30 protein-coding genes are annotated in these 26,898 nt (G+C 70.6%); 17 read left to right on the top strand and 13 right to left on the bottom strand.

The window, feature by feature from the left end; all coding sequences use genetic code 11:
* The first annotated feature begins 28 nt into the window (after positions 1-28).
* Genes ACU6RU_RS13930 through ACU6RU_RS13960 form a run of 7 tightly spaced genes read left to right on the top strand, consistent with a single transcriptional unit; the run spans position 29 to position 7,183 of the window.
* The gene (locus ACU6RU_RS13930; protein WP_446726836.1) at positions 29-1,030 is read left to right on the top strand and encodes a proline racemase family protein; all 1,002 of its coding nucleotides are present in this window, start codon (positions 29-31) and stop codon (positions 1,028-1,030) included.
* Positions 1,027-2,007 carry an ornithine cyclodeaminase family protein gene (locus ACU6RU_RS13935; RefSeq protein ID WP_446726837.1) on the top strand — a complete coding sequence of 327 codons (981 nt, stop codon included), beginning with the start codon at positions 1,027-1,029 and terminating at the stop codon, positions 2,005-2,007. The genes ACU6RU_RS13930 and ACU6RU_RS13935 overlap by 4 nt, the downstream gene beginning before the upstream one ends.
* Positions 2,004-2,714 (top strand): GntR family transcriptional regulator, encoded by a 711-nt coding sequence (locus tag ACU6RU_RS13940; protein WP_289330393.1) that lies wholly within the window; start codon positions 2,004-2,006, stop codon positions 2,712-2,714. The genes ACU6RU_RS13935 and ACU6RU_RS13940 overlap by 4 nt, the downstream gene beginning before the upstream one ends.
* Positions 2,711-3,877, top strand: a complete 1,167-nt coding sequence (locus ACU6RU_RS13945) for an NAD(P)/FAD-dependent oxidoreductase (protein ID WP_446726838.1) — start codon at positions 2,711-2,713, stop codon at positions 3,875-3,877. The genes ACU6RU_RS13940 and ACU6RU_RS13945 overlap by 4 nt, the downstream gene beginning before the upstream one ends.
* On the top strand, positions 3,874-4,182 hold the full coding sequence (locus ACU6RU_RS13950; protein ID WP_289330391.1) for a (2Fe-2S)-binding protein: 309 nt from the start codon (positions 3,874-3,876) through the stop codon (positions 4,180-4,182). The genes ACU6RU_RS13945 and ACU6RU_RS13950 overlap by 4 nt, the downstream gene beginning before the upstream one ends.
* Entirely contained in the window at positions 4,179-5,687 is a 1,509-nt protein-coding gene (locus tag ACU6RU_RS13955) for an FAD-dependent oxidoreductase (protein WP_289330390.1), read from the top strand. The genes ACU6RU_RS13950 and ACU6RU_RS13955 overlap by 4 nt, the downstream gene beginning before the upstream one ends.
* Positions 5,684-7,183: an aldehyde dehydrogenase (NADP(+)) gene (locus tag ACU6RU_RS13960; protein ID WP_446726839.1), complete on the top strand. Its 1,500-nt coding sequence runs from the start codon at positions 5,684-5,686 to the stop codon at positions 7,181-7,183. Before ACU6RU_RS13955 ends, ACU6RU_RS13960 begins: the two co-directional genes overlap by 4 nt.
* A gap of 95 nt (positions 7,184-7,278) precedes the next feature.
* On the opposite strand, the gene ACU6RU_RS13965 is transcribed toward ACU6RU_RS13960, so the two are convergent.
* Positions 7,279-8,145 (bottom strand): MurR/RpiR family transcriptional regulator, encoded by an 867-nt coding sequence (locus tag ACU6RU_RS13965; protein ID WP_289330388.1) that lies wholly within the window; start codon positions 8,143-8,145, stop codon positions 7,279-7,281.
* Positions 8,146-8,268: 123 nt separating this feature from the next.
* Between ACU6RU_RS13965 and murQ the strand changes: the two genes are divergently transcribed.
* From murQ to ACU6RU_RS13985, 4 genes are all read left to right on the top strand, one after another.
* Complete coding sequence (gene murQ / locus ACU6RU_RS13970) at positions 8,269-9,174, top strand: N-acetylmuramic acid 6-phosphate etherase (RefSeq protein WP_446726840.1); 906 nt, start codon at positions 8,269-8,271, stop codon at positions 9,172-9,174.
* Positions 9,175-9,243: 69 nt separating this feature from the next.
* Positions 9,244-10,779, top strand: coding sequence for a PTS transporter subunit EIIC (locus tag ACU6RU_RS13975; protein WP_289330386.1), 1,536 nt, complete (start codon positions 9,244-9,246; stop codon positions 10,777-10,779).
* Between the two features lie 15 nt (positions 10,780-10,794).
* The gene (locus ACU6RU_RS13980; protein ID WP_289330385.1) at positions 10,795-11,862 is read left to right on the top strand and encodes a MupG family TIM beta-alpha barrel fold protein; all 1,068 of its coding nucleotides are present in this window, start codon (positions 10,795-10,797) and stop codon (positions 11,860-11,862) included.
* A gap of 109 nt (positions 11,863-11,971) precedes the next feature.
* Complete coding sequence (locus ACU6RU_RS13985) at positions 11,972-12,730, top strand: phosphotransferase (protein ID WP_446726841.1); 759 nt, start codon at positions 11,972-11,974, stop codon at positions 12,728-12,730.
* A gap of 63 nt (positions 12,731-12,793) precedes the next feature.
* On the opposite strand, the gene ACU6RU_RS13990 is transcribed toward ACU6RU_RS13985, so the two are convergent.
* The 3 genes from ACU6RU_RS13990 to ACU6RU_RS14000 are packed head-to-tail and all read right to left on the bottom strand — an operon-like array spanning position 12,794 to position 15,979.
* Positions 12,794-14,098, bottom strand: coding sequence for an ABC transporter substrate-binding protein (locus ACU6RU_RS13990; RefSeq protein ID WP_446726842.1), 1,305 nt, complete (start codon positions 14,096-14,098; stop codon positions 12,794-12,796).
* Between the two features lie 41 nt (positions 14,099-14,139).
* Entirely contained in the window at positions 14,140-15,045 is a 906-nt protein-coding gene (locus ACU6RU_RS13995) for a carbohydrate ABC transporter permease (protein ID WP_446726843.1), read from the bottom strand.
* A complete protein-coding gene (locus ACU6RU_RS14000; RefSeq protein ID WP_120264094.1) occupies positions 15,035-15,979 on the bottom strand; it encodes a carbohydrate ABC transporter permease in 945 nt (314 codons plus the stop codon). The genes ACU6RU_RS13995 and ACU6RU_RS14000 overlap by 11 nt, the downstream gene beginning before the upstream one ends.
* Before the next feature lie 151 nt (positions 15,980-16,130).
* Here ACU6RU_RS14000 and ACU6RU_RS14005 point away from each other — a divergent pair, with 151 nt between their 5' ends.
* Both ACU6RU_RS14005 and ACU6RU_RS14010 read left to right on the top strand, forming a co-directional pair.
* On the top strand, positions 16,131-17,129 hold the full coding sequence (locus tag ACU6RU_RS14005) for a LacI family DNA-binding transcriptional regulator (RefSeq protein ID WP_120264095.1): 999 nt from the start codon (positions 16,131-16,133) through the stop codon (positions 17,127-17,129).
* A 100-nt stretch (positions 17,130-17,229) separates the two neighbouring features.
* A complete protein-coding gene (locus tag ACU6RU_RS14010; RefSeq protein ID WP_446726844.1) occupies positions 17,230-17,631 on the top strand; it encodes a VOC family protein in 402 nt (133 codons plus the stop codon).
* Here ACU6RU_RS14010 and ACU6RU_RS14015 read toward each other — a convergent pair.
* The 4 genes from ACU6RU_RS14015 to catA all read right to left on the bottom strand — a co-directional run bounded on the left by ACU6RU_RS14015 (position 17,597) and on the right by catA (position 21,237).
* Entirely contained in the window at positions 17,597-18,352 is a 756-nt protein-coding gene (locus ACU6RU_RS14015) for a TetR/AcrR family transcriptional regulator (RefSeq protein WP_446726845.1), read from the bottom strand. The genes ACU6RU_RS14010 and ACU6RU_RS14015 overlap by 35 nt on opposite strands.
* 102 nt (positions 18,353-18,454) lie before the next feature.
* Positions 18,455-19,963, bottom strand: coding sequence for an alanine/glycine:cation symporter family protein (locus ACU6RU_RS14020; protein ID WP_289330380.1), 1,509 nt, complete (start codon positions 19,961-19,963; stop codon positions 18,455-18,457).
* Between the two features lie 48 nt (positions 19,964-20,011).
* On the bottom strand, positions 20,012-20,584 hold the full coding sequence (locus ACU6RU_RS14025; RefSeq protein ID WP_446726846.1) for a pyridoxine/pyridoxamine 5'-phosphate oxidase: 573 nt from the start codon (positions 20,582-20,584) through the stop codon (positions 20,012-20,014).
* Positions 20,581-21,237, bottom strand: coding sequence for a type A chloramphenicol O-acetyltransferase (gene catA, locus ACU6RU_RS14030; protein WP_446726847.1), 657 nt, complete (start codon positions 21,235-21,237; stop codon positions 20,581-20,583). Before catA ends, ACU6RU_RS14025 begins: the two co-directional genes overlap by 4 nt.
* A 54-nt stretch (positions 21,238-21,291) precedes the next feature.
* On the opposite strand from catA, the gene ACU6RU_RS14035 reads away from it, so the two are divergent.
* Positions 21,292-21,693, top strand: a complete 402-nt coding sequence (locus ACU6RU_RS14035; RefSeq protein ID WP_446726848.1) for an arsenate reductase ArsC — start codon at positions 21,292-21,294, stop codon at positions 21,691-21,693.
* Between the two features lie 109 nt (positions 21,694-21,802).
* Here ACU6RU_RS14035 and ACU6RU_RS14040 read toward each other — a convergent pair whose 3' ends face one another.
* Together ACU6RU_RS14040 and ACU6RU_RS14045 are read right to left on the bottom strand one after the other, a co-directional pair.
* A complete protein-coding gene (locus tag ACU6RU_RS14040) occupies positions 21,803-22,318 on the bottom strand; it encodes a septum formation family protein (RefSeq protein WP_446726849.1) in 516 nt (171 codons plus the stop codon).
* An 86-nt stretch (positions 22,319-22,404) separates the two neighbouring features.
* Positions 22,405-22,788 (bottom strand): DUF4406 domain-containing protein, encoded by a 384-nt coding sequence (locus ACU6RU_RS14045; RefSeq protein WP_446726850.1) that lies wholly within the window; start codon positions 22,786-22,788, stop codon positions 22,405-22,407.
* Between the two features lie 46 nt (positions 22,789-22,834).
* On the opposite strand from ACU6RU_RS14045, the gene ACU6RU_RS14050 reads away from it, so the two are divergent.
* The 3 genes from ACU6RU_RS14050 (at position 22,835) to ACU6RU_RS14060 (ending at position 25,194) form a co-directional block, all read left to right on the top strand.
* A complete protein-coding gene (locus ACU6RU_RS14050; protein WP_289331530.1) occupies positions 22,835-23,590 on the top strand; it encodes a DeoR/GlpR family DNA-binding transcription regulator in 756 nt (251 codons plus the stop codon).
* A gap of 115 nt (positions 23,591-23,705) precedes the next feature.
* Entirely contained in the window at positions 23,706-24,593 is an 888-nt protein-coding gene (locus tag ACU6RU_RS14055) for an SDR family oxidoreductase (RefSeq protein WP_446726851.1), read from the top strand.
* Between the two features lie 106 nt (positions 24,594-24,699).
* Positions 24,700-25,194: a DUF1269 domain-containing protein gene (locus ACU6RU_RS14060; RefSeq protein WP_120264105.1), complete on the top strand. Its 495-nt coding sequence runs from the start codon at positions 24,700-24,702 to the stop codon at positions 25,192-25,194.
* Between the two features lie 57 nt (positions 25,195-25,251).
* On the opposite strand, the gene ACU6RU_RS14065 is transcribed toward ACU6RU_RS14060, so the two are convergent.
* Genes ACU6RU_RS14065 through ACU6RU_RS14075 form a run of 3 tightly spaced genes read right to left on the bottom strand, consistent with a single transcriptional unit; the run spans position 25,252 to position 26,851 of the window.
* On the bottom strand, positions 25,252-25,482 hold the full coding sequence (locus ACU6RU_RS14065) for a helix-turn-helix domain-containing protein (RefSeq protein WP_094260618.1): 231 nt from the start codon (positions 25,480-25,482) through the stop codon (positions 25,252-25,254).
* Positions 25,479-26,093 (bottom strand): hypothetical protein, encoded by a 615-nt coding sequence (locus ACU6RU_RS14070; RefSeq protein ID WP_446726852.1) that lies wholly within the window; start codon positions 26,091-26,093, stop codon positions 25,479-25,481. The genes ACU6RU_RS14065 and ACU6RU_RS14070 overlap by 4 nt, the downstream gene beginning before the upstream one ends.
* Positions 26,093-26,851 (bottom strand): hypothetical protein, encoded by a 759-nt coding sequence (locus ACU6RU_RS14075; RefSeq protein ID WP_120264108.1) that lies wholly within the window; start codon positions 26,849-26,851, stop codon positions 26,093-26,095. The genes ACU6RU_RS14070 and ACU6RU_RS14075 overlap by 1 nt, the downstream gene beginning before the upstream one ends.
* Positions 26,852-26,898 lie beyond the last annotated feature (47 nt).

Below are 26,898 nucleotides of genomic sequence, written 5' to 3' on the forward strand. Positions count from 1 at the left end.
CCGCCGCCGACGATCGAAAGGCTTCCGCATGCGCACGAAGCGCGTCTTCCACGCCGTGGACTCCCACACCGAGGGGATGCCGACACGTGTCATCGTCGGCGGCGTCGGCACCCTGCCCGGCGCCACGATGGAGGAGCGGCGGCAGCGGTTCATGGCCGAGAACGACGGTCTGCGACGCCTGCTGATGAACGAGCCGCGGGGGCACAGCGCGATGAGCGGCGCGATCCTGCAGCCGCCCACCCGGCCGGACGCCGACGTCGGCGTGCTCTACATCGAGGTGTCGGGGTGCCTGCCGATGTGCGGCCACGGCACGATCGGGGTCGCCACGGTGCTGGTCGAGACGGGCATGGTTCCCGTCGTCGAGCCCGTTACGACGATCCGGCTCGACACCCCCGCGGGACTCGTCGTCGCCGACGTCGATGTGGTGGACGGCCACGCCGAGCGCGTCACCATCCGCAATGTGCCCTCGTTCGTCGTGGGCCTCGGGCGCACGGTCGACGTCCCGGGCTTCGGGCCGGTGCCCTACGACCTCGCTTTCGGCGGGAACTTCTACGCGATCGTCCGGCTCGACGACCTCGGCCTGCCCTTCGACCGTGCCCGCAAAGACGACCTGCTGCGAGCCGGACTGGCGATCATGGCGGCCGTCGACGAGGCCGACGACCCCGTGCATCCCATCGACACCACCATCCGCGGCTGCCATCACGTCTACCTCGAGGCGCCCGGCTCGACCGCGCGGCACTCGCGGCACGCGATGGCGATCCACCCGGGATGGTTCGACCGGTCGCCCTGCGGCACCGGCACGAGCGCGCGCATGGCGCAGCTCCACGCGCGCGGCGAGCTCGCGCTGCACACCGACTTCGTCAACGAGTCGTACATCGGCACGTCGTTCACGGGTCGACTCGTCGAGCAGACCGAGGTCGCCGGCATCCCGGCGGTCATCCCGACGATCACCGGCCGGGCGTGGGTCACCGGCACGGCCCAGTACATGCTCGACCCGAGCGATCCGTTCCCCGAGGGGTTCGTCCTGTGACCGCGCTGCCGGCCGGGGTGCCCGTCGTCTCGGCGGCCGACATCGAGCGCGCGATGACCCCGGCGGCGGCGGTCGATGCCGTCGCCGCAGCCCTGCGATCGGGGCTCGACGTCGAGGCCGATCACGAGCGGATCTTCGCGCCGCTGACGGCGGGCGACTTCCTGCTCATGCCGTCGGAGTCACCGGATGCCGCCGGCATCAAGGTCGCCACGATCGCCCCGGCCAACACGCTGCTCGGGCTGCCGAAGATCAGCGCTTGGTATCTGCTGTTCGACCGCGAGACCCTCCAGCCCACGGCGATCGTCGACGGCACGCGCCTGACGACCCTGCGGACGCCCGCCGTCACCGCTGTCGCCGTCCGCGGTCTGCTCGCCGCCGACCCGCGCGGCGCCCGGCGGCGGATCGACCGTCTCGCGGTGCTCGGGTCGGGTCCGCAGGCGATCGAGCACGTCGCGACGCTCGCCGCGGTCCTGCCCGTCGGCGACGTGGCGATCATCGGGCGCACCCCCGAGCGGGTCGAGGACGCCGTGGCGATCCTCCGGGGCCGAGGCATCGACGCGCGGGCCGGGGTGCTCGCGGATGCGCGCGACGCGGACGTCGTCGTCACCGCGACGTCGTCGAGCACGCCCGTCCTCGACCTGGACGACGTCGCCCCGGGTGTCGTCGTCGCCGCCGTCGGCGCACACGGACTCGACCACCGAGAGGTCGGAGCCGACCTCATGCGTGCCGCCGACGTCGTCGTCGAGGCCCGCGCCTCCGCCGCGCGCGAGAGCGGCAACCTCGCGGGCGCGGCAGCCGGCGGTGCATCCCTCGCCGAGCCCGCCAACCTCGTCGAGCTCGTCGCGGGCCGCGTGTCGCGGCGGCCCGGAGCACCCGCCGTGTACACGGGCGTCGGCATGGCCTGGGAAGACCTCGCCGTCGTGCAGGGGATCATGGAGGTCATGCGGCGGGGGTCCGCATCGGAGGAGACGACATGAGCACGCCCGAGTTCCGCAACGTGGTACGACTGGACAAGCAGCCCAGCATCCGCTCGACCGTCACTCGCGCGCTCCGCGCCGCGGTCATCAGCGGCGAGCTGCAGCCCGGGCGCGTGTACTCCGCGCCCAGCCTCGGTGAGCAGTTCGGCGTCTCGGCCACGCCCATCCGCGAGGCGATGCTCGATCTCGCCCGCGAAGGGCTCGTCATCACGATCCCCAACCGCGGCTTCCAGATCACCGAGGTCTCCGAACGCGACCTGCGCGAGGTCACCGAACTGCGCCTCATGCTCGAGCCGCCCGCCGTCGAGCGCGCGACCCCGCTCATCCCGGCCTCGGCGCTGCCGGAGCTGCGCCGCAAGGCCGCCGACATCGTCGCCGGCGCGCAGTCGGGCGACCTCGTCGAGTACCTCGCCGCCGACAGCGACTTCCACCTGGCGCTGCTGCAGTACGCGGGCAACGGCCGCCTCGTCGATCTCGTGGCGGGACTCCGCTCGCAGACGCGCCTGTTCGGCCTGGCGAACCTGCACGAGCAGGGACGTCTCGTCGCCTCCGCCCACGAGCACGATCTCATGCTCGACGCGATCGAGGCGGGCGACGCGGAGGGCGCGCGCGACCTCGTCCACCGCCACATCGAGCACGTCCTGACCGACTGGTCGGGCGAGGCCCCGACTCGCGCGGATGTCGCGGGGGGCGGTGTCGGCACGTGACGCATCGCGTCGGGAACCCCGACGTCCTGGTCATCGGCGCGGGCATCGTCGGCGCGGCCGTCGCACGCGCGGCGGCTGAAGCCGGGTTCTCGGTCACGGTCGTCGAGCGGGGCACGATCGCCGCCGGCACGACGAGCCGATGCGAGGGAAACCTCCTGGTCTCCGACAAGGAGGTCGGCCCCGAGCTCGAACTCGCACTCCACTCGCAGCGCATCTGGCGCGGCGAGCTCGCCGAACACGCATCGCGGTGGGAGTTCGAGGCTAAGGGCGGACTCGTCGTCGCGGCGAGCGAGGGAGGGAAGACGGCCCTCGACGCGCTCGCCGATCACCAGCGCTCACTCGGCATCCGAGCCGACGACGTCCCCGACATCGCGGCACTGCACGGTATCGAGCCCTACCTGAACCCCGCTATGGCGGGCGGGGTCTACTACCCGGACGACGCGCAGGTGCAACCCGTGCTCGCCGCGCATCATCTGCTGCGGCTTGCCCGCGACCGCGGAGCCCGGCTGCTGACGGGCGTGACGGTCACCGGCATCCGCGTCCGCGCCGGGCGCGCGATCGGCATCGACTCGAGCGCCGGCGTCATCGATGCGGGCGTCGTCGTCAACTGCGCCGGTCCCTGGGCGGGCGAGATCGCCGCGCTCGCGGGCCTCGAGCTGCCCGTCCTGCCGCGGCGGGGCTTCGTGCTGGTGACCGAGCCGGTCCCGGTGACGGTGCGGCACAAGGTGTACGCCGCCGAGTACGTGCAGAACGTCGCGTCGTCGGATGCGGGGCTCCAGGTCTCGTCCGTCGTGGAGGGCACCCCGAGCGGCACGATCCTCATGGGTGCGAGCCGCGAACGCGTCGGCTTCGACTCGTCGTTCTCGGCCGAGGCGGTCGGGCGAGTCGCGCGCGCAGGCGCCGAGCTGTTCCCGGTGCTCGCCGACGTGCAGATCCTGCGGACGTACTCGGGCTTCCGGCCGTACTGCCCCGACCACCTGCCGGTCATCGGTCCCGACGCGCGCCTCCCGGGGCTCTGGCATGCCGCCGGCCACGAGGGCGCGGGCATCGGGCTCTCGGTGGGCACCGCGGCCCTCATCGTGCAGGCGCTCTGCGGGGAACCGACGGACCTTCCGCTCGACGCCTTCCGGCCCGAGCGCTTCGCGGAGCGGGTTGCGGCATGAGCGCGGAGATGACGAGCGCGAACGCCTTCGACTTCGACGGCGTCTCGGTACCGTTCCGCCCCGGTCAGACGGTGGGCGGCGCGCTGGCGGCATCCGGTGTCGTGTCGTGGCGGGCCACACGGGGAAGCGGCGAGCCTCGGGGGCTCTTCTGCGGCATCGGCGTCTGCTACGACTGCCTGCTGAACGTCGACGGGCAGCGCTCGCAGCGTGCCTGCGTCACGCCCGCACGGCCGGGGCAGGAGGTCCGCAGCGACGACCCCGGCGCGCCCCTGCCGCTGCCCGCGCCGGACGGGGCGGAGTCGTGAGCGTCGAGAACCGCGCTGTCGACGTCGACCTCGCCGTCGTCGGGGCCGGCCCGGCGGGGCTGTCGGCCGCCGTCGCCGCCGCCGAGACCGGACTGCGGGTCGTGCTCGTCGACGCGGGCATGCAGACGGGCGGGCAGTACTGGCGCCACCCCGACGAACGGCACCTCGACGCGTTCACCGAACCCGAGCACACCGGTCACCATCATTGGGAGCACTACCGGGGACTGCGCGACCGGCTTCACCGTCAGCTCCGCTCCGGAGGCATCGTCCACCGGGCCGGGCGACAGGTGTGGCGGATCGACCGCGAGGCGGGTTCCGGGTTCTCGCTGCGGACGACGGCCGTCGCCGGCGCGGACGCGGTGGCGGCGGCCGACCGCACGGTCCGCGCCGAGCGGGTGGTCCTCGCACCCGGCGCCTACGACCGTCAGCTGCCGGTGCCCGGGTGGACGCTGCCCGGCGTCATGGCCGCGGGCGGCGTGCAGGCGATGCTCAAGGCCAATCAGGTGGCGGCCGGGCGCCGCGCCGTCGTCGCGGGCACGGGGCCGTTCCTGCTCTCCGTCGCCGCGGGACTCGCGCGGGCGGGAGTCGAGGTCGTCGCCGTCTGCGAGGCCAATGCGCTCTCGCGCTGGGCCGCCACGCCGCTCCGAGCGCTGCAGGAACCGGGCAAGCTCGTCGAGGGCGTCGGCTACGCGACGACCTTCGTGCGCGAACGCATCCCGCTCCGCACGCGCACCGTCGTCACGGAGGTCACGGGGGAGGGGCGCGTGACCGGTGCGACGATCGCGCGCGTGGATGCCGCCGGGCGGGTGCGACCGGGCACGCAGCGCACCCTCGACGTCGACCTCGTCGCCTTCGGCTGGGGCTTCACCCCGCAGATCGAGCTCGTCGTCGGCGCCGGGGCCGAGACCCGCATCGACGTCGACGGATCGCTCGTCGCGGTCGTCGACGTCGACCAGCGCACGAGCGTGCCCGGCTTGTACGTCGCCGGCGAGGCGACCGGCATCGGCGGCGCCGTGCAGTCGTGCGCCGAGGGCGAGCTGGCCGGGCTCGCGGCCGCCGTCGACGCCGGGCTCGCGGTGCCGACCGCGACGGCGCGACGCCTGCGCCGCCGGATCGCGCGCGGTCGGAGCTTCGCCGTCGGGATGCACCGGGCGAGCCCCGTGCCCGAGGAGTGGGCGACCTGGCTGCGCGACGACACCCTCGTCTGCCGGTGCGAGGAGGTGCCGCTGTCGGCCGTGCGGGCCACGGTGACCGACCTCGCCGCCGACGACGCGCGGGATGTGCGCGTGACCGCACGTCCGGGCATGGGCATGTGCCAGGGGCGGGTGTGCGGCTTCGCGCTCTCGTGCCTCGTCGAGCAGGAGACCGGCCGGCCCCGGCGGCCCGGCGACGTCGAGCCCCTCGTCCGCCGGCCCATCGGCACGCCCATCCGCGTCGCAGACCTCGCCGCGCTCGCAGACCTCCCCGACCCCGCAGACCTGTCTCCCCGGAAGGAAAGCTCATGACCACCGCAGCATCCCCCGCCACCGCGACGCCCGTCGCCGATACCCCGATCGCCGAGGTCGACGCGTTCGTCGGGCTCGCCGCCGACGCGTCATCGGCCTGGCGTGCGGCCTCGATCGCCGTCCGGGGCGAGGCGCTGCGGGCGGTCGCCGAGAGGCTCGACGCGCGCGCCGACGACCTGGTGCTGCTCGCCGGTCGCGAGACGCACCTCGCCGAGGCGCGGCTGCGGGGCGAGCTGAAGCGCACGACGTTCCAGCTGCGCCTGTTCGCCGAGGTGCTCGCCGAGGGTTCCTGGCTCGATGCGCGCATCGATCACGCGGTCGCCGACTATCCGATGGGGGCGCCGCGCCCTGACATCCGTCGCCAGCTCGAGGGCATCGGCACGGTTCTCGTCTTCGCCGCGAGCAACTTCCCGTTCGCGTTCTCGGTCGCCGGCGGCGACACCGCGAGCGCGCTCGCTGCGGGGAACGCCGTCGTGCTGAAGGCCCACCCGGGCCATCCGCACCTGTCGCAGCTGACGGGCGAGATCGTCACCGCGGCCCTCGCGGCGGCGGGAGCGCCCGCGGGCGTTTTCACGGTCATCCACGGGACGGATGCCGGGGTGCATGCCCTGCGGCATCCCGACGTCCGCGCCGCCGCGTTCACCGGGTCGATCGCCGGCGGGCGTGCGCTGTTCGACATCGCGATGGCGCGGCCCGAGCCGATCCCGTTCTACGGCGAGCTCGGCAGCGTGAACCCCGCGTTCGTCTCGCGCGGAGCCGCCGAGTCGCGGGCGGCGGAGATCGCCGAGCAGTTCGTCGCCTCCGTCGTCGGCAGCGCGGGGCAGCTGTGCACGAAGCCCGGGCTGCTGCTCGTGCCCGCGGGTTCAGGGGTGATCGACGCGCTCGCCTCGGTCGTGCTGCCCGAGCCCGCGCCGCTGCTGAACGACTCGATCGCCGCGGGTTTCCGCCGGGCACTGGATGCCGCCGCGGGGCACGACGGGGTCGAGGTGCTCACCCGAACGCCCGCATCGGGCGACGACGCCGACCTCGCTCCGGCGCCGGCGCTGCTGCGGACGACCGCGGCGGCCGTCATCGCAGACCCCGATGCCCTGGTGTCGGAGATGTTCGGCCCGGCGGCGCTCGTCGCCGAGTACGACGACGACGCCCAGCTCGTGGCCGTCGCGAAGCTGCTCGAGGGGCAGCTGACGGCGACGATCGTCGCCGAAGAGGGCGATGCGGTGGCCCGCGAGCTGCTTCCGGTGCTCGCGACGAAGGCCGGCCGGGTGCTGTGGAACCAGTGGCCGACCGGTGTCTCGGTGACGTGGGCGCAGCAGCACGGAGGCCCGTACCCCGCGACGACCGCGGTCGGGACGACGTCGGTCGGGACCGCCGCGATCACCCGGTTCCTGCGGCCGGTGGCGTACCAGAACGTGCCCGATGCGCTGCTGCCCGCCGCGCTTCAGGAGGCCAACCCGCTCGACATCCCCCGCCGCGTCGACGGCGTCCTCCACCCCTGACCCCGGTCCCTGCTCAGCTCATACGTCGAGTCGCCAGAAGATGTGGATGCCGGTGCCCCTGGACCCACGCCTTCTGGCGAGTCGACCGGGGTGGGTCACCTCAGGTGCTGGGCGCCGACGGCGGCGCGGGTCGCGCTGAGCGCCGCATCGAGGTCGGGGTAGCGCAGCTGGGCGACGCGGATGAAGACGAAGTCGGCGACCGCGAGCTGCGCCATCCGGCTCGCGAGTGCCGCGGCGCGCAGCGTCGCCTCGCGTGCCGGGGTGCGCAGGGTGGCGGATGCCGCGGCGGCGAGCGGCGACTCGGTGTCGTTGGTGATCGCGACCGTGAAGGCTCCGGCGTCGGAGGCGATCTCGACGGCTCGCAGCACGTCGATCGTGCCGCCGCTGAACGAGAACGCGATCGCCGTGGTGCGCGCGTCTGCGAGGGCGGCGTGCACGAGCTGGACGTGCGTGTCGTGGGAGCTCAGGCACATGATGCCGATGCGCTGCAGCTTCTGGGCGAGGTCGGCGGCGGCGAGGCCCGATGCGCCGACGCCGAAGGTGACGACCCGCTCGCTGCCGGCGATGGCGTGGGCGATGCGCTCGAGGGCGTCGAGGTCGAGCATCCGCCCGGTCTGCTCGATCGTGCGCGCCTCGTGGAATGCGACCTTCGCGACCATCTCGGCGGGTGAGTCCGACGGGTTCAGCTCGCCCTCGGCGATGTTCGAGCGCTCGAGCTCCATCGCGCGGCGCGACACCTCTTGCGCGAGCTCGACCCGGAACGAGGGGTACCCGGCGAAGCCGAGGCTCTTCGCGAAGCGCACGACCGATGCCTGTGACACCGACGCGCGTTCGGCGAGGGTCGTGACGGTCGCCGACACGGCGAACGAGGGGTCGTCGAGAACCGCGCGAGCCACCTGCACCTCGGCCGGGCGCAGACGGGGGATGATCGCGCGGGTCGCTTCGAGGACGTCGCCGTCCATGTGCCTCCTCGGGAAGTCGGTTCAGTCTTCCACAGATGTTGACAAAAGATGCCGCCAAGAGCACTCTGTGTGAAACAACGTGCCACGCTCGCGCACGCCGCCGCGCATCGACGAGGAGCATCCGTGACCACCGCGCACCCCACCCCCGCCACCGAGACGCCCAACCCGCTCACCGGCGAGCTCGACGCGATGTCCGTCGACGAGATCCTCCGTGTGATGAACGACGAGGATGCCGGCGTGGCCGGCGCGGTCTCGGCGGCCATTCCCGAGATCGCCCGAGCCGTCGACCTCGCGGTCGCCGCGCTCTCGTCCGGCGGACGCCTCGTCTACCAGGGGGCCGGCACGAGCGGCCGCCTCGGGGTGCTGGATGCCGCCGAGTGCCCGCCGACGTTCGGTACCGACCCCGCGCAGGTGGTGGGCCTCCTCGCCGGTGGTCACGAGGCGATGTTCCGCGCGATCGAGGGCGCCGAGGACTCCCGCGAGCTCGGCGCAGACGACCTGGCCGGCATCGGGCTCACCGAGCGCGACGTCGTCGTCGGCATCGCGGCATCCGGTCGCACGCCGTACGTGCTCGGCGGACTCGACGAGGCCCGCCGCGTCGGCGCCGCGACGGTCGCGATCTCGTGCAGCCCGAGCGCCGAGATCAGCGCCCACGCCGACGTCGCGATCGAGATCGACAACGGCCCCGAGGTGCTCACGGGCTCGACGCGGCTCAAGGCGGGCACGAGTCAGAAGCTCGTGCTCAACATGATCTCGACGGCGACGATGGTGCGTCTCGGCAAGGTCTACGGCAACCTCATGGTCGACGTGCGCCCGAGCAACGAGAAGCTCGTCGCCCGCGCCGTCCGCATCGTCCAGGCCGCGACCGAATGCGACGCAGCGACTGCTCGCCGCGCCCTCGACGAGGCCGACGGCCACGCCAAGACGGCGATCGTCGCCATCCTCTGCGACGTCGACGCGGCGACCGCGCGCGAGAGGCTCAGCGCGGGCGCGGGCTTCGTGCGCGAGGCCGTGCGCAGCCGAGACTGACCCCAGCGCCCCCACCAGCACATACCCCAGCACCCGACACCCGAACCCCGTCCGCCGGAAGGAATCACCGTGGATTACCCCGAACTCAGCGAGGAGATCCTGCCGCTCGTCGGCGGCTCGCGAAACATCGCCTCGTACACCAACTGCATGACGCGCCTGCGGCTGAACCTGCACGACCCCTCGAAGGCGGATGTCGCGGCGCTCCGGCGTCTGACCGGCGTGATGGGCGTCGTCGACGGCCCGCAGCTGCAGGTCGTCGTCGGTCCCGGTCACGCGCAGCGTCTGCGCGACGCTTTCGCCGAGGTCGTCGATGCCCCCGCCGAGGCCCCCGTCGACGATCCCGACGACGAGGTGGCCGACATCGCGGCGGCCGCGGCGGGGAGCCGGGCCACAGGCGCGCGGGCATCCGGCGGCGGTGAGCCCGTCGACGCGGTGACCGACCTGCGCACGCTCCAGCAGGAGAACACGCAGAAGGTGAAGTCGCGGCATACCTCGCGGGTGCACGGGCTCTTCCGTCACATCGCGAACATCTTCGTGCCCATCATCCCCGGGTTCATCGCGTGCGGACTCGTCGTGGCGATCGGCAACATCTGGAAGCTCATCGACCCCGGCGTCGCCGCCAACCCGTGGTTCCTGGTGTTCGCTGCGCTCGGCACGATCGTCGTCGCCTCGCTCAACCTGATCGTGGGACTGAACACGGCGAAGGAGTTCGGCGGCACTCCGGTGCTCGGCCTCATCGCCGGCGCCATCTCGTACCTCCCGGCGCTCGCCGGCATCGCCGCGACGACCGCCGCCGACGGCACGGTCACTCCTGCCCAGCCGCTCGTGCTCCCGCTGTTCGGCGAGCTGAAGCCGGCGCTCGGTGGCATCATCGGCGTCATGGTGACGGCGTGGCTGTTCACCGTGATCGAGAAGTGGATCCGCAAGCGCGTCCCGGCCTGGGCCGACCTCTTCGTCGTCCCGGTCGTCACGCTCCTCGTCGGAGCCGTCATCTGCATCTTCGTGATCATGCCGATCTCGGGTCTGCTCATGCAGGGCATCAACTGGCTGCTCATCGACTTCGCGCTCGAGCGCGGCGGCGTCATCGGCGGATACCTGCTGTCGTCGCTGTTCCTGCCGCTCGTCATGCTCGGCATCCATCAGGGCCTGACGCCGATCCACGCGCAGCTCATCACCGACCACGGCTTCACCGAGCTGCTTCCGGTGCTCGCGATGGCCGGCGCCGGCGAGGTCGGCATGGCGATCGCGATCTTCCTCAAGACCAAGAGCACCCGGTTGAAGAACATCATCCGCGCCGCCCTGCCGATCGGTGTGCTCGGCGTCGGCGAACCCCTCATCTACGGCGTCTCGCTGCCGCTGTTCTACCCGCTCATCACCGCGTGCCTCGGCGGTGGCTTCGGTGGCGCCTTCGTCGCCTTCGGCATCCAGGCCTCCGGCGGATTCGGTGCCGGGGCGCTGGGCCTCTCGGGCGTGCTCATGACTGCGGTCATCACCAACGGCGCGTGGCTCTGGTACGTCGGCGGCCTCGTGATCTCGTACATCATGGGCTTCGTCTTGACCTGGTTCTTCGGGTTCAAAGAGCACATGGTCGAGCGGCTCGGCTGAGACAGGAGCGTCCGCATGCTGTTCTCGATCTACCCCACGGATGCCGCCGCCACTCGGCGGGCCGTCATCGACCAGGTGCTCGCGACGGCACCGCGCCCGGCGCCGGCCGGCTCCGGCGACGAGCGGATGCTGTTCACCTCGCTGCACATGGTCGACACGGGTGAACTCGCCGCCTTCGGCGAGGTGCTGCGTGCGGCGCACGACGACGATGGCGTGACCTTCTGCGCCGACGTCTCGCCCGTCGCGCTCGAGCACGTCGTCGCCGGTGACGAGGGATGGGGGTGGCTGTCACGCCGGGGCATCACGGCGCTGCGGCTCGACTACGGCTTCGGAGCCGACGAGATCCGTCGGGTCGCCGAGGCGTCGGGATGCCGGATCGCCGTCAACGCGAGCACGGTCGACGCGGCCTTCCTCGACGAGTTGGCGGGACTGCCCGTCTGGGGATGGCACAACTTCTATCCGCGACCCGAGACCGGGCTGACCGCGTCGTTCCTCGTGACGCAGTCGCGGCTGTTCCTCGACCGGGGGATGCCGGTTCTCGCGTTCATCCCCGGCGAGGGCGAGCTGCGGGCGCCGTTGCACCTCGGGCTGCCGACGCTCGAGGAGCAGCGGCACCGCAACGCGTGGCGTTCGTACGTGCAGCTGCGGCGGCTCGTTCCCGAGGCGGTCGTCGTCTGCGCCGAGGGCGTGGTCGCCGATGACCACGCGGACTGGATCGCGCAGTTCGAGGCGACGGGCACGGTGACGCTCCCGGTCGTGGGGCTGGACGCCGCGGCATCCGTCCTGCTGGAGCGGCCCTGGCGGTTGCGGGTCGAGGATGCGGCGGCGGCGTTCCGGCTGGACGAGACACGCGGCGGCATACGTCCGTCCCGCACCCGCAACGCGGACTCGCGTGAGCGCGGCAGCCTGCAGGTCGACCTCGACGCCTATGGGCGGTACCGGGGCGAGGTCCATCTCATGCGCACCGATCGTCCGCTCGACGCGGGCCAGGCGCGCATCGGCGAGGTCGCCGCGCCGTACCGCGGGATCGTCGACGACCTGCGTCCCGGCCAGACCGTCCGCCTGATCCCTTTCGCCGCCTGACCCGGCCCTCCTCCCATCGACTCGCCACGAACTGTGGATCCCGGGGTGCCCGCATCCGCACTCTCCGGCGACTCGACGGTTCTCTGGGCGGAGACATACGCTCGGGGGCGTGCTGAACGGGGATGGCGAAGAGCCGCTGGAAGGCGGCAATGCGAGCGGCAGCGTGGTGCGGGTCGGCGACACCGTGCGCAAGACATGGACGGCGTCGACCCCCAGCGTCATCGCCTTCGTCGAGGCGCTCCGCGCGCAGGGCGTCGACGCTCCCGAGCCCCGCGGGCGCGACGAGGCCGGTCGGCAGGTGACCGAGTTCGTCGACGGCGTGCTCGCGATCGACGCCGGCCCGATGGGCCTCGCTCAGCTGCATCGCGTGGGCGCGCTCGTGCGCCGCATCCACGACGCCGCGGCGGTGTTCGTCGCTCCCGCCGACGCGATCTGGGAGACGGCGATCACCGCTCCGGGTGACGAACTCATCTGTCACAACGACCTCGCGCCGTGGAATCTGGTGCTGGGCGAGCGCTGGGTCTTCATCGACTGGGATGCCGCGGCCCCCAGCACACGCTCGTGGGATCTCGCCTACGCGGCCCAGTCCTTCGCCCTCGGCGACCCCGGGGAGGATCCCGCGGTGGCCGCCGAGCGGCTGCGCTCGTTCGTCGACGGCTACGAGGCCCCGGCCGCGCTCCGCGCGCAGCTGCCCGAGACGATGAGCGCGCGCGTCGCGGCGATGCACGCCCTTCTCGAGAGCTCGCACCGGTCGGGCCGCGAACCGTGGGCCACGATGTACGTCGAGGGGCACGGCGAGCACTGGGCCGCCGTCCGCGACTTCGTCGACCGCCACCGCCCGACCTGGACCCGCGCCCTGACCCGATGACCCCCGACTCCTGCCCGCCGCATCCGCGCATCCTGGCGAGTCGACGAGCGCGCGCCGGGAGTTTCAGTTCGCGGCGTCGATCGACGCCTGGACGTCGGCGATGAACCCCGTCGCGGCGGTCTCCGGTGTCGTGCGCTCGAACATCACCTCCTGGAGATATCGCAAGAAGATCGCGTCGACATCGGATGTGCCCAGTGGCGGCGGCGCGGGGGCGGCGCCGAGCACGGGAACCCGCGACTCCGAGTAGGCCACGGCTTCAGCCTCTTCGGAGGTGAGGCCGGGCTTGATCAGATCGAGGTTCCTCGTGCTCGCGGGCAGGCCTCGCTCGCTGCCGATGATCTTCGTCGCCTCGGGGTCGTTCAGCAGGAAGTCCACCAGCGCGGCGGCCTCGGCGGGATGCCGCGACTGCGACGAGATCGACCAGTACATTCCCGGCTTGAAGTAGTCGAACGTGGGTTCGCCGTCGTCGTGGTTCGGCATCGGTACGAGCTCGATGTTCGCGCCCGATGCCTTCGCGTAGGCCGAGATCAGGGTCGCCGGCGCGAAGAACGACGCTGCCGTCCCGACCGAGAACGGCAACTGGTCGAGCGGAAGCGAGCTGGTCTCCGACCACACCGACGCCGGAGCCGACGCCCCGCTTCGTGTCAGGTCGAGGCTCGTCCGGAAGAAGTCGGCGACCGTCTCGGCCGAGACCGCGACCTCGTCACCGTCGTACAGCCGCTCGCCGACCTGACGCGCGAACAGCTGCAGCTGCCAGCTGCCGGAGAGGACGCTCGTGCCGTAGACCCCGGCCGGTGCGGCATCCGTGACGGTCTGGGCCCAGGTATCGAACTCGTCCCACGTCCACGACTGCGTGTGGTCGGGCAGAGGCACGCCGATGCTGTCGAGCAGATCCGTGTTGACCAGGAGCGCCGTGCTCGATGTCGAGATCGGGATCGCGTACAGGCGCTCGTCGTAGCGCCCCATCCGGAGGACCGAGTCGTCGAGGCCGGCGGTGTCGATGCGCAGAGCGTCGAGATCGCTGAGCGCTCCTCGCGCGGCGTAGGACGAGAGATAGAGCTCGTCCATCTGGATGACGTCCGCGGCGTTCTTGCCCGCCGTTGCGGTTGCGAGCTTCTCCCAGTAGCCGCTCCAGTCGGAGAACTCGGGGACGATGGTGATGTTCGGGTATTTCGCCTCGAAGAGATCGATGACCTGCTGCGTGCGCTCATGGCGACTGTCGCCGCCCCACCACGCCATGCGTAGGGTGACCGGGCCGTCGCTGAGCTCGGTCGAGGCGGCTCGGTTGCCGACGCCGCATCCGGAGAGGGCCACCAGGGCAGCGGCGCCGGCGGCGATGCCGGCGATCAGACGCTTCGGTACGTGCATGATGACACTCCTGTTTCGGGTTGTTCTGCGGGATGCGCGGGTCACTTCAGCCCGCTTGTGGCGATGCCGCGGATGAGGAACCGCTGGCCGAAGGCGAAGACGATGATCAGCGGGACGATCGAGACGACGCTCATCGCGAACATCGCGCCGAACGACGATGACGATTGCGCGTCGATGAACGACCGCAGCGCGATCGGCACCGTGTAGTTGTCGGGGCTCGTGAGGAAGATCAGCTGCGAGAAGAAGTCGTTCCACACCCAGATGAACGTGAAGATCGTCGTCGTCGCCAGCGCCGGAACCATGAGCGGCAGGATGATCTGGAAGAAGATGCGGGCATGCCCGGCGCCGTCGATCCGCGCCGCTTCATCCAGTTTGCGCGGCAGTCCGCGGATGAACTGCACCATGAGGAAGATGAAGAACGCGTCGGTTGCGAGGAACTTCGGCACGATCAGCGGCCAGAACGAGTCCGTGAGACCGACCTGCGCCCACAGGATGTACTGCGGCACGATCACGACGTGGATCGGGAGCATCAGCGTTGCCAGCATGTACACGAAGGCCGTCCGCTGGAAACGGAACCGCAATCGGGCGAAGGCGTACGCGGCGAGCGAGCAGCTGAACAGGTTGCCGATGATCGAGCCCACGACGACCAGGAGCGAATTGGCGATGTACTGTCCGAACGGAGCGCCGAGAGCGGTCCAGCCGTAGGCGTAGTTCTCCCAGACGAAGTCGGTCGGGATGGGCGAGGGGTTGCCGAAGATGCTGCCGTCGGGCCGTAGCGAGCTCACCACCATCCAGAGGACGGGGTAGAGCGAGACCACGACCACCGCGAGCATGAGAGCGTGGCGCAGGATGCCGCGCAGCCGTGCGCGCGAGGCGCCGCCGGGGCGGGCAGCTCGCTCTCCCCGCGTGCGGGCCGGTCGGCCGGTGATGAGGGTTTCAGTCGTCATAGTGCACCCAGTACTTCGAGAGCCAGAAGTTGATCGCCGTGACGGCGCCGATGATGAGCAGGAGAAGCCAGGCGAGAGCCGAGGCGTAGCCCATGCGGAAGGCCCCGAATCCTTCCTGGTAGAGGTAGAGCGTGTAGAACAGCAGCGAGTCCGCGGGTCCGCCTGACCCGCCCGACACGACGAAGGCCTGCGTGAACGCCGAGAAGGAGTTGATGACGGCGAGGACGAGGTTGAAGAAGATGATCGGAGTCAGGAGCGGAAGCGTGATCGCGCGGAACCGCGACCAGGCATGGGCGCCATCGACGGCAGCGGCTTCGTAGAGCTCGCCCGGGATCTGCCGCAGGCCCGCGAGGAAGATCACCATCGGTGAGCCGAACGTCCAGACGTGCAACAGGATGATGGTGCTCAGGGAGGTGTCGGGGCTGCCGATCCAACTGGTGTGCGACTCGATTCCCACGAAGCCGAGCAGGGAGTTGAAGAGTCCGTCTGCGCCGAAGATCAATCGCCAGAGCATGGCGATCGCGACGGACGTCCCCAGCAGGCTCGGGAGGTAGAACGCGGAGCGGTAGAACGGAAGCGCCCGCATCCCCTTGTCGAGCACCACCGCGAGGAGGAGCGCGATCGCCAGTTGCAGGGGCACCCCCACGACGACGTACGTGAAGGTGACGGCGAGGGAGGTGTGCAGCCGCGTGTCCGTCAGCATGCGCTCGTAGTTGGCGAGCCCGACCCATCCGGGGTCTTGCAGCAGGTTGTAGTCGGTGAACGACAGGTAGAGCGACATGATGATCGGCCCGAGCGTCAATGCAACCGCGCCAATGGCGAATGGTGCGAGGAACAGCACAGCCGCTTTGTTGTCGGGGAGTGGGATCCGCCGTCGCTCTCTGTCAGCGCTGCCGGTCGTTCGGGCTATGCGTCGCAGTTCGGCGATGCTCATCGGCCACGCATCCTCTCTGATGGCGGTGCGCAGGATCGTCGTCGCTCTGGTCGCGCCGGTAGGTCCTGCCATATTGACTAATACGTAGTAGTTGTCGGTAGTAGGATGATGCCGACGAACGTCGATAGAGTCCATGCCAAGAAAGGCAGTCATGGGGAAACGGCCCACGAGCCGCGACGTCGCCGCCCGCGCGGGAGTCTCGCAGTCCACGGTCTCGCAGGTGTTCACGGGACGCGCGGGCATCTCTGCCGCCACACGTGAACGCGTGCTCGAGGCGGCTCGCGAGATCGACTACCGGCCGAACCTCGCCGCTCGCTCGATGCGCACGACGCGGACGGGCCGGCTCGCAGCGGTGCTGCCGATCACCGCGTTCCACTCGGCCCCGCTCATCGCCGGCACGATCGAACGCGCTCGAGCCGCCGGGTACGAGGTGGAGGTTCAGAGCATCCCCAACGCGCCGGATCAGCGTCGACCGCGACTGCTGGAGATGATCGACTCCCGTCAGTTCGAGGGCATCCTCTGCTATGCGCCCGTCCCCGGTGACGATCTGGCGCGTGTCGACCCGAACGTGCCGGTGCTGACGCTCGAGGAGTTCGACGACGACATGCGCGTCTCGGGGGAGATGCTCGACGTCCACCCGCTCGAGAGCATGGTGGAGCGGCTCGCCGAGCTCGGGCACCAGCGGTTCCTGCACATCACGGGTGCGCGGAGTTACCCCTCGGCGGACGCGCGGCGTCGGGCCTACGAAGCGACGGTCGCCCGGCTGGGAGTGGAGTCCGTCGGCGTCGTCGAGGGTGATTGGAGTGCGCAGTCGGGGCTCGACGCGATCCGTTCGCTCGGCGAGGCCTCGCTTCCGCTCGCCGTCATCGCCGCGAACGACTTCATCGCCACCGGCGTCATCCGCGGAGCGCTCGAACGAGGGTGGGCGGTCCCGGGCGACGTCAGTGTGACGGGGTGGGACGACTCGCCGACCAGCGCCTTCCAGATGCCCTCCCTCACGAGCGTCTCGATGGACTACGTCGAGCTCGGGCGCCGGACCGCCGACCGCCTCATCGCTCTCATGCGGGGTGAGGACCCGCCGGCCGCCACCGATCCGCTGCAGCATGTGGTCTGGCGCGAATCGACCGCGGCTCCCGCCCCGTCCTCCTGACGTCGAGTCGCCAGGTTCTGCGGGTCGGGCGTGCCCGGCATCCACGTTTTCTGGCGAGTCGACGGTGGCGCGGACCGCGGTTGGGGCGTACCGTTCGGGCATGCCCGCTCCGGTGCCGTACATCCATTTCGCCGGCGACGCCGCCGACGCGCTCCGCTTCTACCGGTCGGCGTTCGGGGGCGAGCTCCAGCTCCACACGTACGCCGACTTCGGTCGGGATGACGGTGCGCCCGAACTCATCGCGCACGGCGAGCTGCGCGGACCGGTCGACCTCTTCGGTGCCGATGATCCGACGGATGCCGCACCGCCGACGATGGCGGGGGTCATGCTCGCGCTCCTCGGAGCCGGCGACGAGGGGGCGTCGCGTCGATGGTTCGACGCATTGGCTGACGGCGGAGCGGTGATCGATCCCCTGCAGCGCCGGGCATGGGGCGACCACGACGGCCAGGTCAGAGACCGCTACGGTCTCACCTGGCTGATCGGGTTCTCTCCGGCATCCTGAGCTCGCTCGTCGACTCGCCAGAATCCGCGGGTGCGGTGCCCCCCGCGTCCGCCGTTCCTGGCGACTCGACAGGGCCCGGCAGGGCGCGCCGCGGCGGGGCCAGGTCCTCGATCAGGAACTCGTCGAAGCAGGCGCGCAGCTCATCGGCCATGTCGAGCGCGGTGCGGTCGAGCAGCCATTGGATCTGGAGCCCGTCCCACACCGCGATCGACCGGGCCGCGGCACTGGGGATGTCGACGCCGTCGCGCAGACCGCCCTCGGCCCGGATGACGCTGAGCGCATCGACCACGATCTGTCGGCTGTTCTCGTAGCGCTTGCGGAAGAAGTCATGAGCCGGGTGGTCGGGCGAGGTCGCTTCGGCCGACAGGGTGCAGAACAGCTCGATGACGCCCGGGATCGTGGAGTTGTAGTCGGCGAGGGCGATGAGGTCGTCGAGCGCACCGCGCCCCGCGTGCTGCTCGAACGCGAACCTGCTGCGCGCGAGCTCGTCACGGTGGTCGAGCACGGCGAGGAGCAGCTCGGCCTTGTTGCGGAAGTGGTGCAGGAGACCGGCCTCGCTCATGTCGACGCGTTCGGCGATCTCACGGAGCGACCCCTTGCGGTAGCCCGCGCTCGCGAACACGGCGAACGCCGCATCGAGGATCAGCGTGCGGGTGCGCGCGCTCTTGGCGTACGGGCCTCGGGCGGTGGCGGTTCGGGGCGTCTGGGTCACGCGCGGCATCCCCTCATCCTGTCGGTAACCGCCCCGTCGCGCGGGGGCTCGCGCGGAAATGCGAAGCGTGTCGGTCGCGATCGGTGGGGCGCGAAAGGTCGCAGCGACCTGTCATCGGCCTTCGCGCAGGTGGTCGCGGTGCTTGGCCGCCTGCCGTGCGCGCACCCGCACCGCGACGGGTCCCGTCACGGTGAGCTCGTCCTCCCAGCATTCGATGCCGCGGATGTCGGGCAGTCGTCCCCGCGTGAACACGGGGTCGAGGCCCGCCCGCCTCTGCTCGGTGTAATCCCGGAGCAGGCGGAACGCGATGCCCGACAGCAGCGCGATCGCGACGAGGTTCGTCAGCGCCATCACGCCCATAACCCCATCGGCGAAGTTCCACACGACATCGGCGCTGGAGACGGATCCCGCCAGCACCGCGACGACGACGAGCGCCCGGTACGCCGTCAGCAGGCCGCGGTCGGCGGAGATGAACTCGATGTTCGACTCGCCGTAGTAGTAGTTGCCGAGGATCGACGAGAACGCGAGCAGGAAGATGATGACGCTCAGGGCGATGCTCGACCAGCCGCCGAGCGTGTCGACGAGCGCTCCTTGCGTCAGGTCGATGCCGCGTGAGGCCCCGGCCAGGTCGGGGACGGACACCAGGATGATGAACGCCGTCACCGTGCAGACGAGGAAGGTGTCGAAGTAGACACCGAGGGTCTGCACGAGGCCCTGCTTGACCGGATGGGTGACAGCGGCGCTCGCGCCCGCGTTGGGGGCTGAGCCGAGCCCCGCTTCATTCGAGAACATGCCGCGCTTCACGCCGGTGAGCACGATGTAGCCGAACGTCGCACCGACGACCTCGTTGAAACCCCAGGCCGAGGTGAAGATCTCGGCGAACACCGGGCCGATGCGATCGAGGTGCAGCACCACGACGATCACGCCGATCACGAGGTACCCGACGGCCATGATCGGCACGAGCAGCTGCGTCACCGATGCGATGCGCCGGACCCCGCCGAACACGACGAGACCCGTCAGCCCGGCGAGGCCGACGCCGATGACCCATGTCAGCCAGGGCAGGTCGCCGGCGCTCGAGCCGACCGTGGCGCTGATCGTGGCCACGATCGTGTTGGCCTGCAACGAGCTGAAGGCGAATGGGAAGCAGGCGATCAGGATGACGGCGAACAGGATGCCGAGCCAGCGGGCGCCCAGCCCACGCTGCATGTAGTACGCCGGTCCGCCGCGGAAGCTCCCGCGGTCGCGGGTCTTGAACAGCTGAGCCAGCGACGACTCGATGAAGCTCGACGCGCCGCCTACGAAGCCCATCACCCACATCCAGAAGACCGCGCCGGGGCCGCCGACCGCGATGGCGGTGCCGACACCCGCGATGTTGCCGACCCCCACCCGCGAGGCCGCCGAGATGGTGAAGGCCTGGAACGCCGAGACCGACTGCGGCTTCCCGTCGGCGGTCTGCGGGGTCTTGTCGGTCAGCGTCCGGAACATCTCGGGGATGAGGCGGAACTGCACGACGCCGGAGCGGACCGTGAAGTAGAGCCCCAGGGCGACGACCACCGGGAGGATGATCCAGGTCCACAGATGGTCACCCCACGTGAGCAGCCAGTCGTTTACGGCGTCCATGCCCGTCAGTATGGCCAGTCGGGATGCCGCGTGCGAGGGCCCCGGACGTCATGCACGCATGCGGTCGATTCGGTACGACGGGGCGGCGAAGGGACCGCCCTCGCGCTCGTAGACGACGCGCGTGTGACGACGGTCGATCGAGCCCTGCCAGAACTCCACGCGGGTCGCCTCGATGCGCCAGAGCGCCCAGTCGCCGTCTGCGACGTCCCGGCGTGCCGCCTCCGACCGCGCCGCGAGGTCTGCCGCGGTGTCGTCAGCGCTGGCCGCGTGCACCGACCCGCGCACGCGAACGGCTCGCATGACCGGCTGCCACCAGAACGCCAGCGCGGCCACGGGGTGGACGGCGAGCTGCCCGCCTTTGGCGGACGAACGTGTGCTCGCGAACGCCCAGCCGCGGTCGTCGACGTTCTTGACGATCAGCGTGCGCGCGTCGGGGACGCCGTCGGAGTCGACCGTCGCCAGGGTCGCTGCGTGCGGTTCGGCGACGCCCGCGGCGGCTGCCTGATGGATCCATTCCTCGAACAGCGTCACCGGCGACGCGGGGAGCCGCTCGGTGTCGAGGGCCGGAGGCGTGCCGGTCAGCGAGGGTGGCGAGCGAAGCCAGTCGCGCAGCGCACTCATGCCGCGAGCCAGCTGGTGTCGGCGAAGAGGTCGCGCAGCTCATTGACGAGTCGAGCGGTGTGGAAGCCGTCGGCGGCGGCGTGATGCACCTGCACGGCGACGGGCAGCAGCATCCGTCCATCTCGCTCGCGGTAGCGCCCGAGCGTGAAGATCGGTGCGAGGTGGCCGCCGCCGCCGTCGACGTTCAGATTGAATCCCGTGAAATCGGTCCACGGCAGGCTCGAGACGTCGAAGCTGTTCGGAGGCGGCGGACCCTGCGGGAAGAGCTCGGCGCTGCCGGCGTGGTCGGCGATCACCCGGGCTGCGGCGTCATGGAAAGACGCGAAGTCGGGGTCGAACCCCACCGAGACGCTCGAGAACGTCTCGGTGTCGGGATGGAACACCGTGAAGGACGGGTGCACCACCGGCCACACCGCCGGAGCGTCGTCGCCGGTCAGGGCCATGCGGAACTCGGTGTGGCGGTTGACGACCGACGCGATCGCCCAGATCTGGGCGATGTAGGTGCGTCGTCCGGAGGCGCGAATCGCCGCGACGAACGCGGTCACGTCGATCTCGACCGTCATCGCGTACGTGCAGCGAACGGTGCGGAGATAGTGCTCGAAGTGCCGCCGTCGGGGCCAGGTGTCGAGGTCGATGGGGATGGCGTCGTCCATGACCCCATCCTCGCAAAGCGCTCATCGCCCCGATGATGCGCGAGAGTAGGCATCATGACCGACAACAAGCCCTCCGTCCTCTTCGTCTGCGTGCACAACGCCGGCCGGTCGCAGATGGCCGCCGGCTTCCTCCGCGACATCGCCGGTGACCGTGTCGAGGTCCGCTCCGCCGGTTCGATGCCCGCCGACCAGATCAATCCGGTCGCGGTCGCGGCGATGGCCGAGGTGGGCATCGACATCACCGGCGAGCAGCCGAAGGTCCTCGCGACCGAAGCCGTGCAGGCATCCGACGTCGTCATCACGATGGGATGCGGCGACGCCTGCCCGTTCTTCCCCGGCAAGCGCTACGAGGACTGGAAGCTCGACGACCCGGCCGGGCAGGGCATCGACGCGGTGCGCCCGATTCGAGACGACATCCGCGAGCGCATCCAGCAACTGGTCGACGAGCTGGTCTGACCGTGCCGCGCCGCTGTCGCCGGCGTCGCCGAGACGACGACTGCCCGCAGCGGACGGATGTCCACCACGGGCAGTCGCATCGGCCGCCGGAGGGCGGTGCCGGGAAGCGTCAGCGCGCGGCGCCGGCGAGGGTGCCGGTGACCTGACCCTGCGGGTCGCCGATCAGGCAGAGGATCTCGCGGTCGCCCGCGTCCCAGCTGCCCGCGGTCGGGACGTAGTAGTTGAAACCGAGCACCGACTCTTCGTACGAGATGCCGACGAAGGGGGTGAACGCGTCGTAGCAGACCTGCTCGGCCTCGGCCTGGGCCGCCTCGACACCGGGGAACTCGTCACCCTCGATGTTCTGGGCGTGGAAGGCCTCGAGGTCGTGCGGGTCGCTGCAGGGCACGGTCGGGGCCTCGGTGACCTCGGTGTCGGCGGTGCCCGAGTCGAGCATGCAGTCGCCCACGCGGATCGCGAAGACGTCGGTGCTCTCGTTCGACTCGGCGATCGCGCCGGACTCGTCGCGGACGGGGGCGGCGGCTCCGCCACCGGTGAAGGCGTTGAGTGCGGAGCAACCGGTCGCGAGCAGGGCGACGGTCAGTGCGGCGGCGGGCAGGGCGAGGAGTCGACGAGCAGTGTTCACGTCGAACGACTCTAGCCAAATTCGGCAGATTCTGGGAAATGCTGATGATTTTGCTGAGTGTTCATCGCCCCGCCGCCTGAAACGCTTCACGCGACGCCCGGAACCTCATCGAGCGCGGTGTAGACGGGGATGCCCCGCTCTCGTGCGATCGCGACGTCCTGATCCGCGCCACGCGACTCTCCCGGTAAGCGCAGGACGGCATCGCAACGCTGCAGCAAGCGGTGCGCAACCGGATACATCACCTTCTCGGCGAGCGGGTCGGAGGGGCCGGCGGCTCCCGCGCTCACGAGTACGGGGAGGGCGACCCATTCCCCGATCATCGGGATATGTCCCGCAGCGAAGAGGGGCCAGGCAGCCTCCTCCAAGCGGTCCAGATTGCGCCGCATCAGCGCGGGGTCGCCGCCGGTGCCCGAGGCATAGGGTCCGGCGATGAGGATCATGAGGGGTGCCGCGGTGGCGGATTCGGTCATGGGTCGAATAATATGCATAAACGTGCAAGAACGTGAAGGAGTCGGAATGCTCGCCGCATCGAGGAAAGATCTGCTGCTCGCCCGGCTTCGCGCCGACGGCCGCATCGTCGCCAAGGAGCTGGCCGCTGAGCTGGGCGTCTCCGAAGACAGCATCCGCCGCGATCTGCGCGAGCTGGATGCCGCCGGCCTCGCGGTGCGCGTCTACGGGGGAGCGGTTCCCGCCTCGCCCGCCATCGCCGACTACGCGTCTCGCCAGACGGTCGCCACCGAGAGCAAGCAGCGCATCGCGCGATTCGCCGCGAGCCTCATCGAACCGGGCAGCACCGTCATCATCGACGGCGGGACGACCGCCCTCGCGACGGTGCGGGCGCTCGATCCCACGCTGGACTGCACGATCGTGACCCACAGCCCGACCGTGGCGGCAGCTCTTCTCGATCACGCCGCCGACGTCATCATTATCGGCGGCCGGCTCTTCAAGCACTCGGCGGTCGCGAGCGGTGCGGCCGCGGTCGAGGCCGCCCGCATGGTGCGAGCCGACCGGTTCCTCCTCGGGGTCACCGGCATCCACGCCGACGCGGGTTTGACCACCGGCGATGCCGACGAGGCGGCGATGAAGCGCGCGCTCGCCGAGCGGTCTGCCGAGACCTACGTCTTGGGCAGCGAGGAGAAGATCGGCGCCGTCTCGCCCTTCGCGGTGCTGCCGTTCGACGCGGTCACGGGGGTCATCGTCGACCCCGCGGCTCCGGCCAACAGCCTGGACGCCCTCGAACGCCGCGGCGTGCCGTTGCTCCGTGCCGGGTGACGGGGCGGGGTGACGGCGGAGCGACCGCTCGTTAGGCTGTGTCGCATGCAATGCCGGTGAACCGCCTCCGATCCCCATCCGCGCGTCGACGACGACGCGATCGAAAGGCGCACCCATGCACGCTTCCTCTCCCTCTGCCCTTCCGCTGAGCGGTAAGACCGCCCTCGTCACGGGCGTCTCGCGCCGCCGCGGCATCGGCTTCGCCGTCGCGACGACACTCGCCGGACTCGGCGCGAGCGTCGTCGTCCACCACCACCGGCCCCATGATCTCGACCTGCCGTGGGGCGGCGACGACCTCGACGCCGTGCGAGCCGGCATCCGCTCCCACCTCGTGGGCGATGCGGGCTTCGCCGACATCGCCCGGGATCTGAGCGCGGCGATGGCGGCGGACGACCTGATCGACGAGGCCGCGGCGCTCACCGGCGGGCTCGACATCCTCGTCTGCAACCACGCCAAGAGCGGCGACGACGGCAGCATCCTCGATATGACGCCCGAGCGCCTCGACGCGTTCTGGGACGTCAACACCCGGGCGACGCTCCTTCTCACCGCGGCATTCGCCCGGCGCTTCGCCGAGCCTCCTGCTTCCGAGACGCCTCGCCGGCCGGGCGACCGGATCGCCGGCGCGAAGCCCTACGACGCGCCGCAGGGGCACGTCGTGTGGATGACGTCCGGGCAGATCCACGGACCCATGGTCGGCGAAGTGGCCTACGCGACGAGCAAGGCCGCGCTCGCCGGTGTCACGAGAACGGTGGCCGCGGAGCTGCTCGAGCTCGGCGTCATCCTCAACACCGTGAATCCCGGACCGGTGAACACCGGCTACCTCGACCCCGACACGACCGACCGCTCGCTCGACGATCTCGACGACTGGTTGGCGACGACGGCGTTCGGTCGGGTCGGGCGGCCCCAGGACCCCGCTGAGCTGATCGGATGGCTCTGTAGCCCGTCGGGGTCGTGGCTCGTCGGTCAGGTGCTCACGAGCGACGGCGGTTTCAGCCTCAGCTGACCGGCGGTCCAGCGGGAGGCGGGCGTCGTCGGCCCCCCTTGTCGCTCATCACATGCCGGGATACCGTCGGCCTCGACGAGACATACGACACGAAATGAGGGGTTTCATGGCCGATTTGATCGTGATTGCATTCGACAGCGAAGCGGACGCCGAGGCCGCGTACAACGAAATCCAAGTCCTCCAGAACGACCTCGTGGTCGAGCTCGCCGGGCTGGCACTGGTCAAGGTCGACGACGAGGGCAAGACGAAGGTCGAGTATCCGGGCGTCGTCGGCAAGGTCGGTGCGGGTGCCGCGGGCGGGGCGCTGTTCGGCGCCCTGATCGGCATCCTCTTCTTCGTGCCGATCGCCGGGCTCGTCTTCGGAGGATTGTTCGGGGCCCTCTTCGCCGGCCTCGACAAGACGAATCTGGATGCCGAATTCCGCGACCGTGTGAAATCGGCGGTCTCCGCCGGAAAATCGGCCGTCGTGCTCTACGCGACCAAGATCACGACGGACAAGTTCGCGTCCGCCCTCGCCGGGTACAACGGCACCGTCGTGCAGACTTCGCTCTCGGAGAAGGACGAGCGGGAGCTCATCCACGACCTCAGCGGCGCGCGGTAGTAGTCCGGGGCGCGTTCGGGTCGGGGTGTCGTTCGCCGCACCCCGACCCTTCCGTCGTCAGTCGGCCCGCACGAGCAGGTCGCCGATCTCGCAATCCAGCGCCCGGCAGATCGCAGAGAGCGTCGAATAGCGGATGGCGCGGGCTCGGTCGTTCTTGAGTACCGAGAGATTCACCACGGAGACGCCGACGATCTCGGACAGGCGCGTGAGGGTCATCCCGCGCTCGGCGAGCAGCTCGTCGAGGCGGCAATGGACGCCGCTCGGACCTTCCTCGTCTGCGGGGCTCACACCAGGCCGTCCGTGTCGCGCTGCAGACGCACGCCGCGTCGGAATGCGACCGCGATGAGGCCGACCGTCACGCCGACCGCCCACACCGGTGCCCATCCCCAGAAGTCGAGGAAGTGCAGCGGCTCGCCCTCGCCGACGCCCAGAGCGCTGAGGACGCCGTTACGCCCGATGTTCTCGAGGATGAGCACGACGAATCCTCCTCCGACGAGCGCCCACCCGATGACGTCGAAGGCCCGAGCGGTCGCCGGGACGAAGAACCGGCCGCGCAGGAAGCTGCGTGCGACGTACATCACCGCGAGGATCACGGCGAGGCACGTGATGCCCCACACCACGATCGAGCCCGCGAGCGCGGCCGCCGTGCCGCCGTCGACCTCGGGCGCGATGACGAGTGCGTTCTGCACGACGCCGTCGACGTACCCCGTGCCCGACCCGACGGAGGCGGAGAACGGCTCGTCGTCGATGTCGATCCGCCATGCGACGCCCGCGTCGCGGAAGACGTCGAGGAACCGTGCGACGACCGAGAGGACGACGGTGATCGCGGCGCCGATGCCGAGCAGGAGGACCGTGATCGCGTCGGCGGCATCCGAGCGGGGTCCGCGGGTGAGGGTCATCACACCAGTCCTTCCGTGTCGCGTTGGAGTCGTGAGCCGTACCGGAACACTGCCGCGAGGGCGGCGAGGCCGAGGCCTGCGGCGATGGGCCAGAACGGGAGGGTGACGTTGAGTGTCGCTTCCGGCCACCACGCGAACGGATCATCGATTCCGGGGATCTCGGTCCACTGCGCGCTTCCCCGGGCGAACAGTTCCTGCGACGCCATGCTGCCGGCGATGTCGGAGAGCAGCTGCGCGGCCGTCCCGCCGGCGGCGACGATGACGGCGGTCGCCATGGTCACGCGCACGATGATGCGATCGAAGGCGCGCCCGGCGAGCAGCTGGAAGCACGCGACGGCGATGAGTGCCGCGATCGCGGTGGGGATGAGCGTCCACAACGCCTGCCCAGCGGTCCAGAGCCCGCGTGCGAGCGGGCTGATCCCCGCGACGTCGACCTCGGCGACCATGAAGCCGCCGCCGGCGACCTCGGCCGTTGGGCCCGCGTCGATCACGACGCCCGGGAGCAGGTCGGGCCAGAACTGCGCCACCGGGACGCTCATGCGAGGCGCGTCTGCCGCGAGGTTCTGAATCACCGAGATGACCGCCCCGAGTAGACCGAATGCCGCCCAGGCGGCAGACAGGGTGAGCGCAAGGCTCACGACGGGAGAAGGGTCGCCACGGCGACGGGCGCGGGCCGCGGCGACACCGAACACGGTGGCTGCCACGACGATCACCACCGCGATCGCCACGATCGGGCCGATGTTCCACAAGACCAGCATGCTCTCGACGCTCCATATCGATAGTCGTTGTTATCGAGAAACGATAT

This window comes from Microbacterium sp. F1-18, assembly GCF_052921305.1.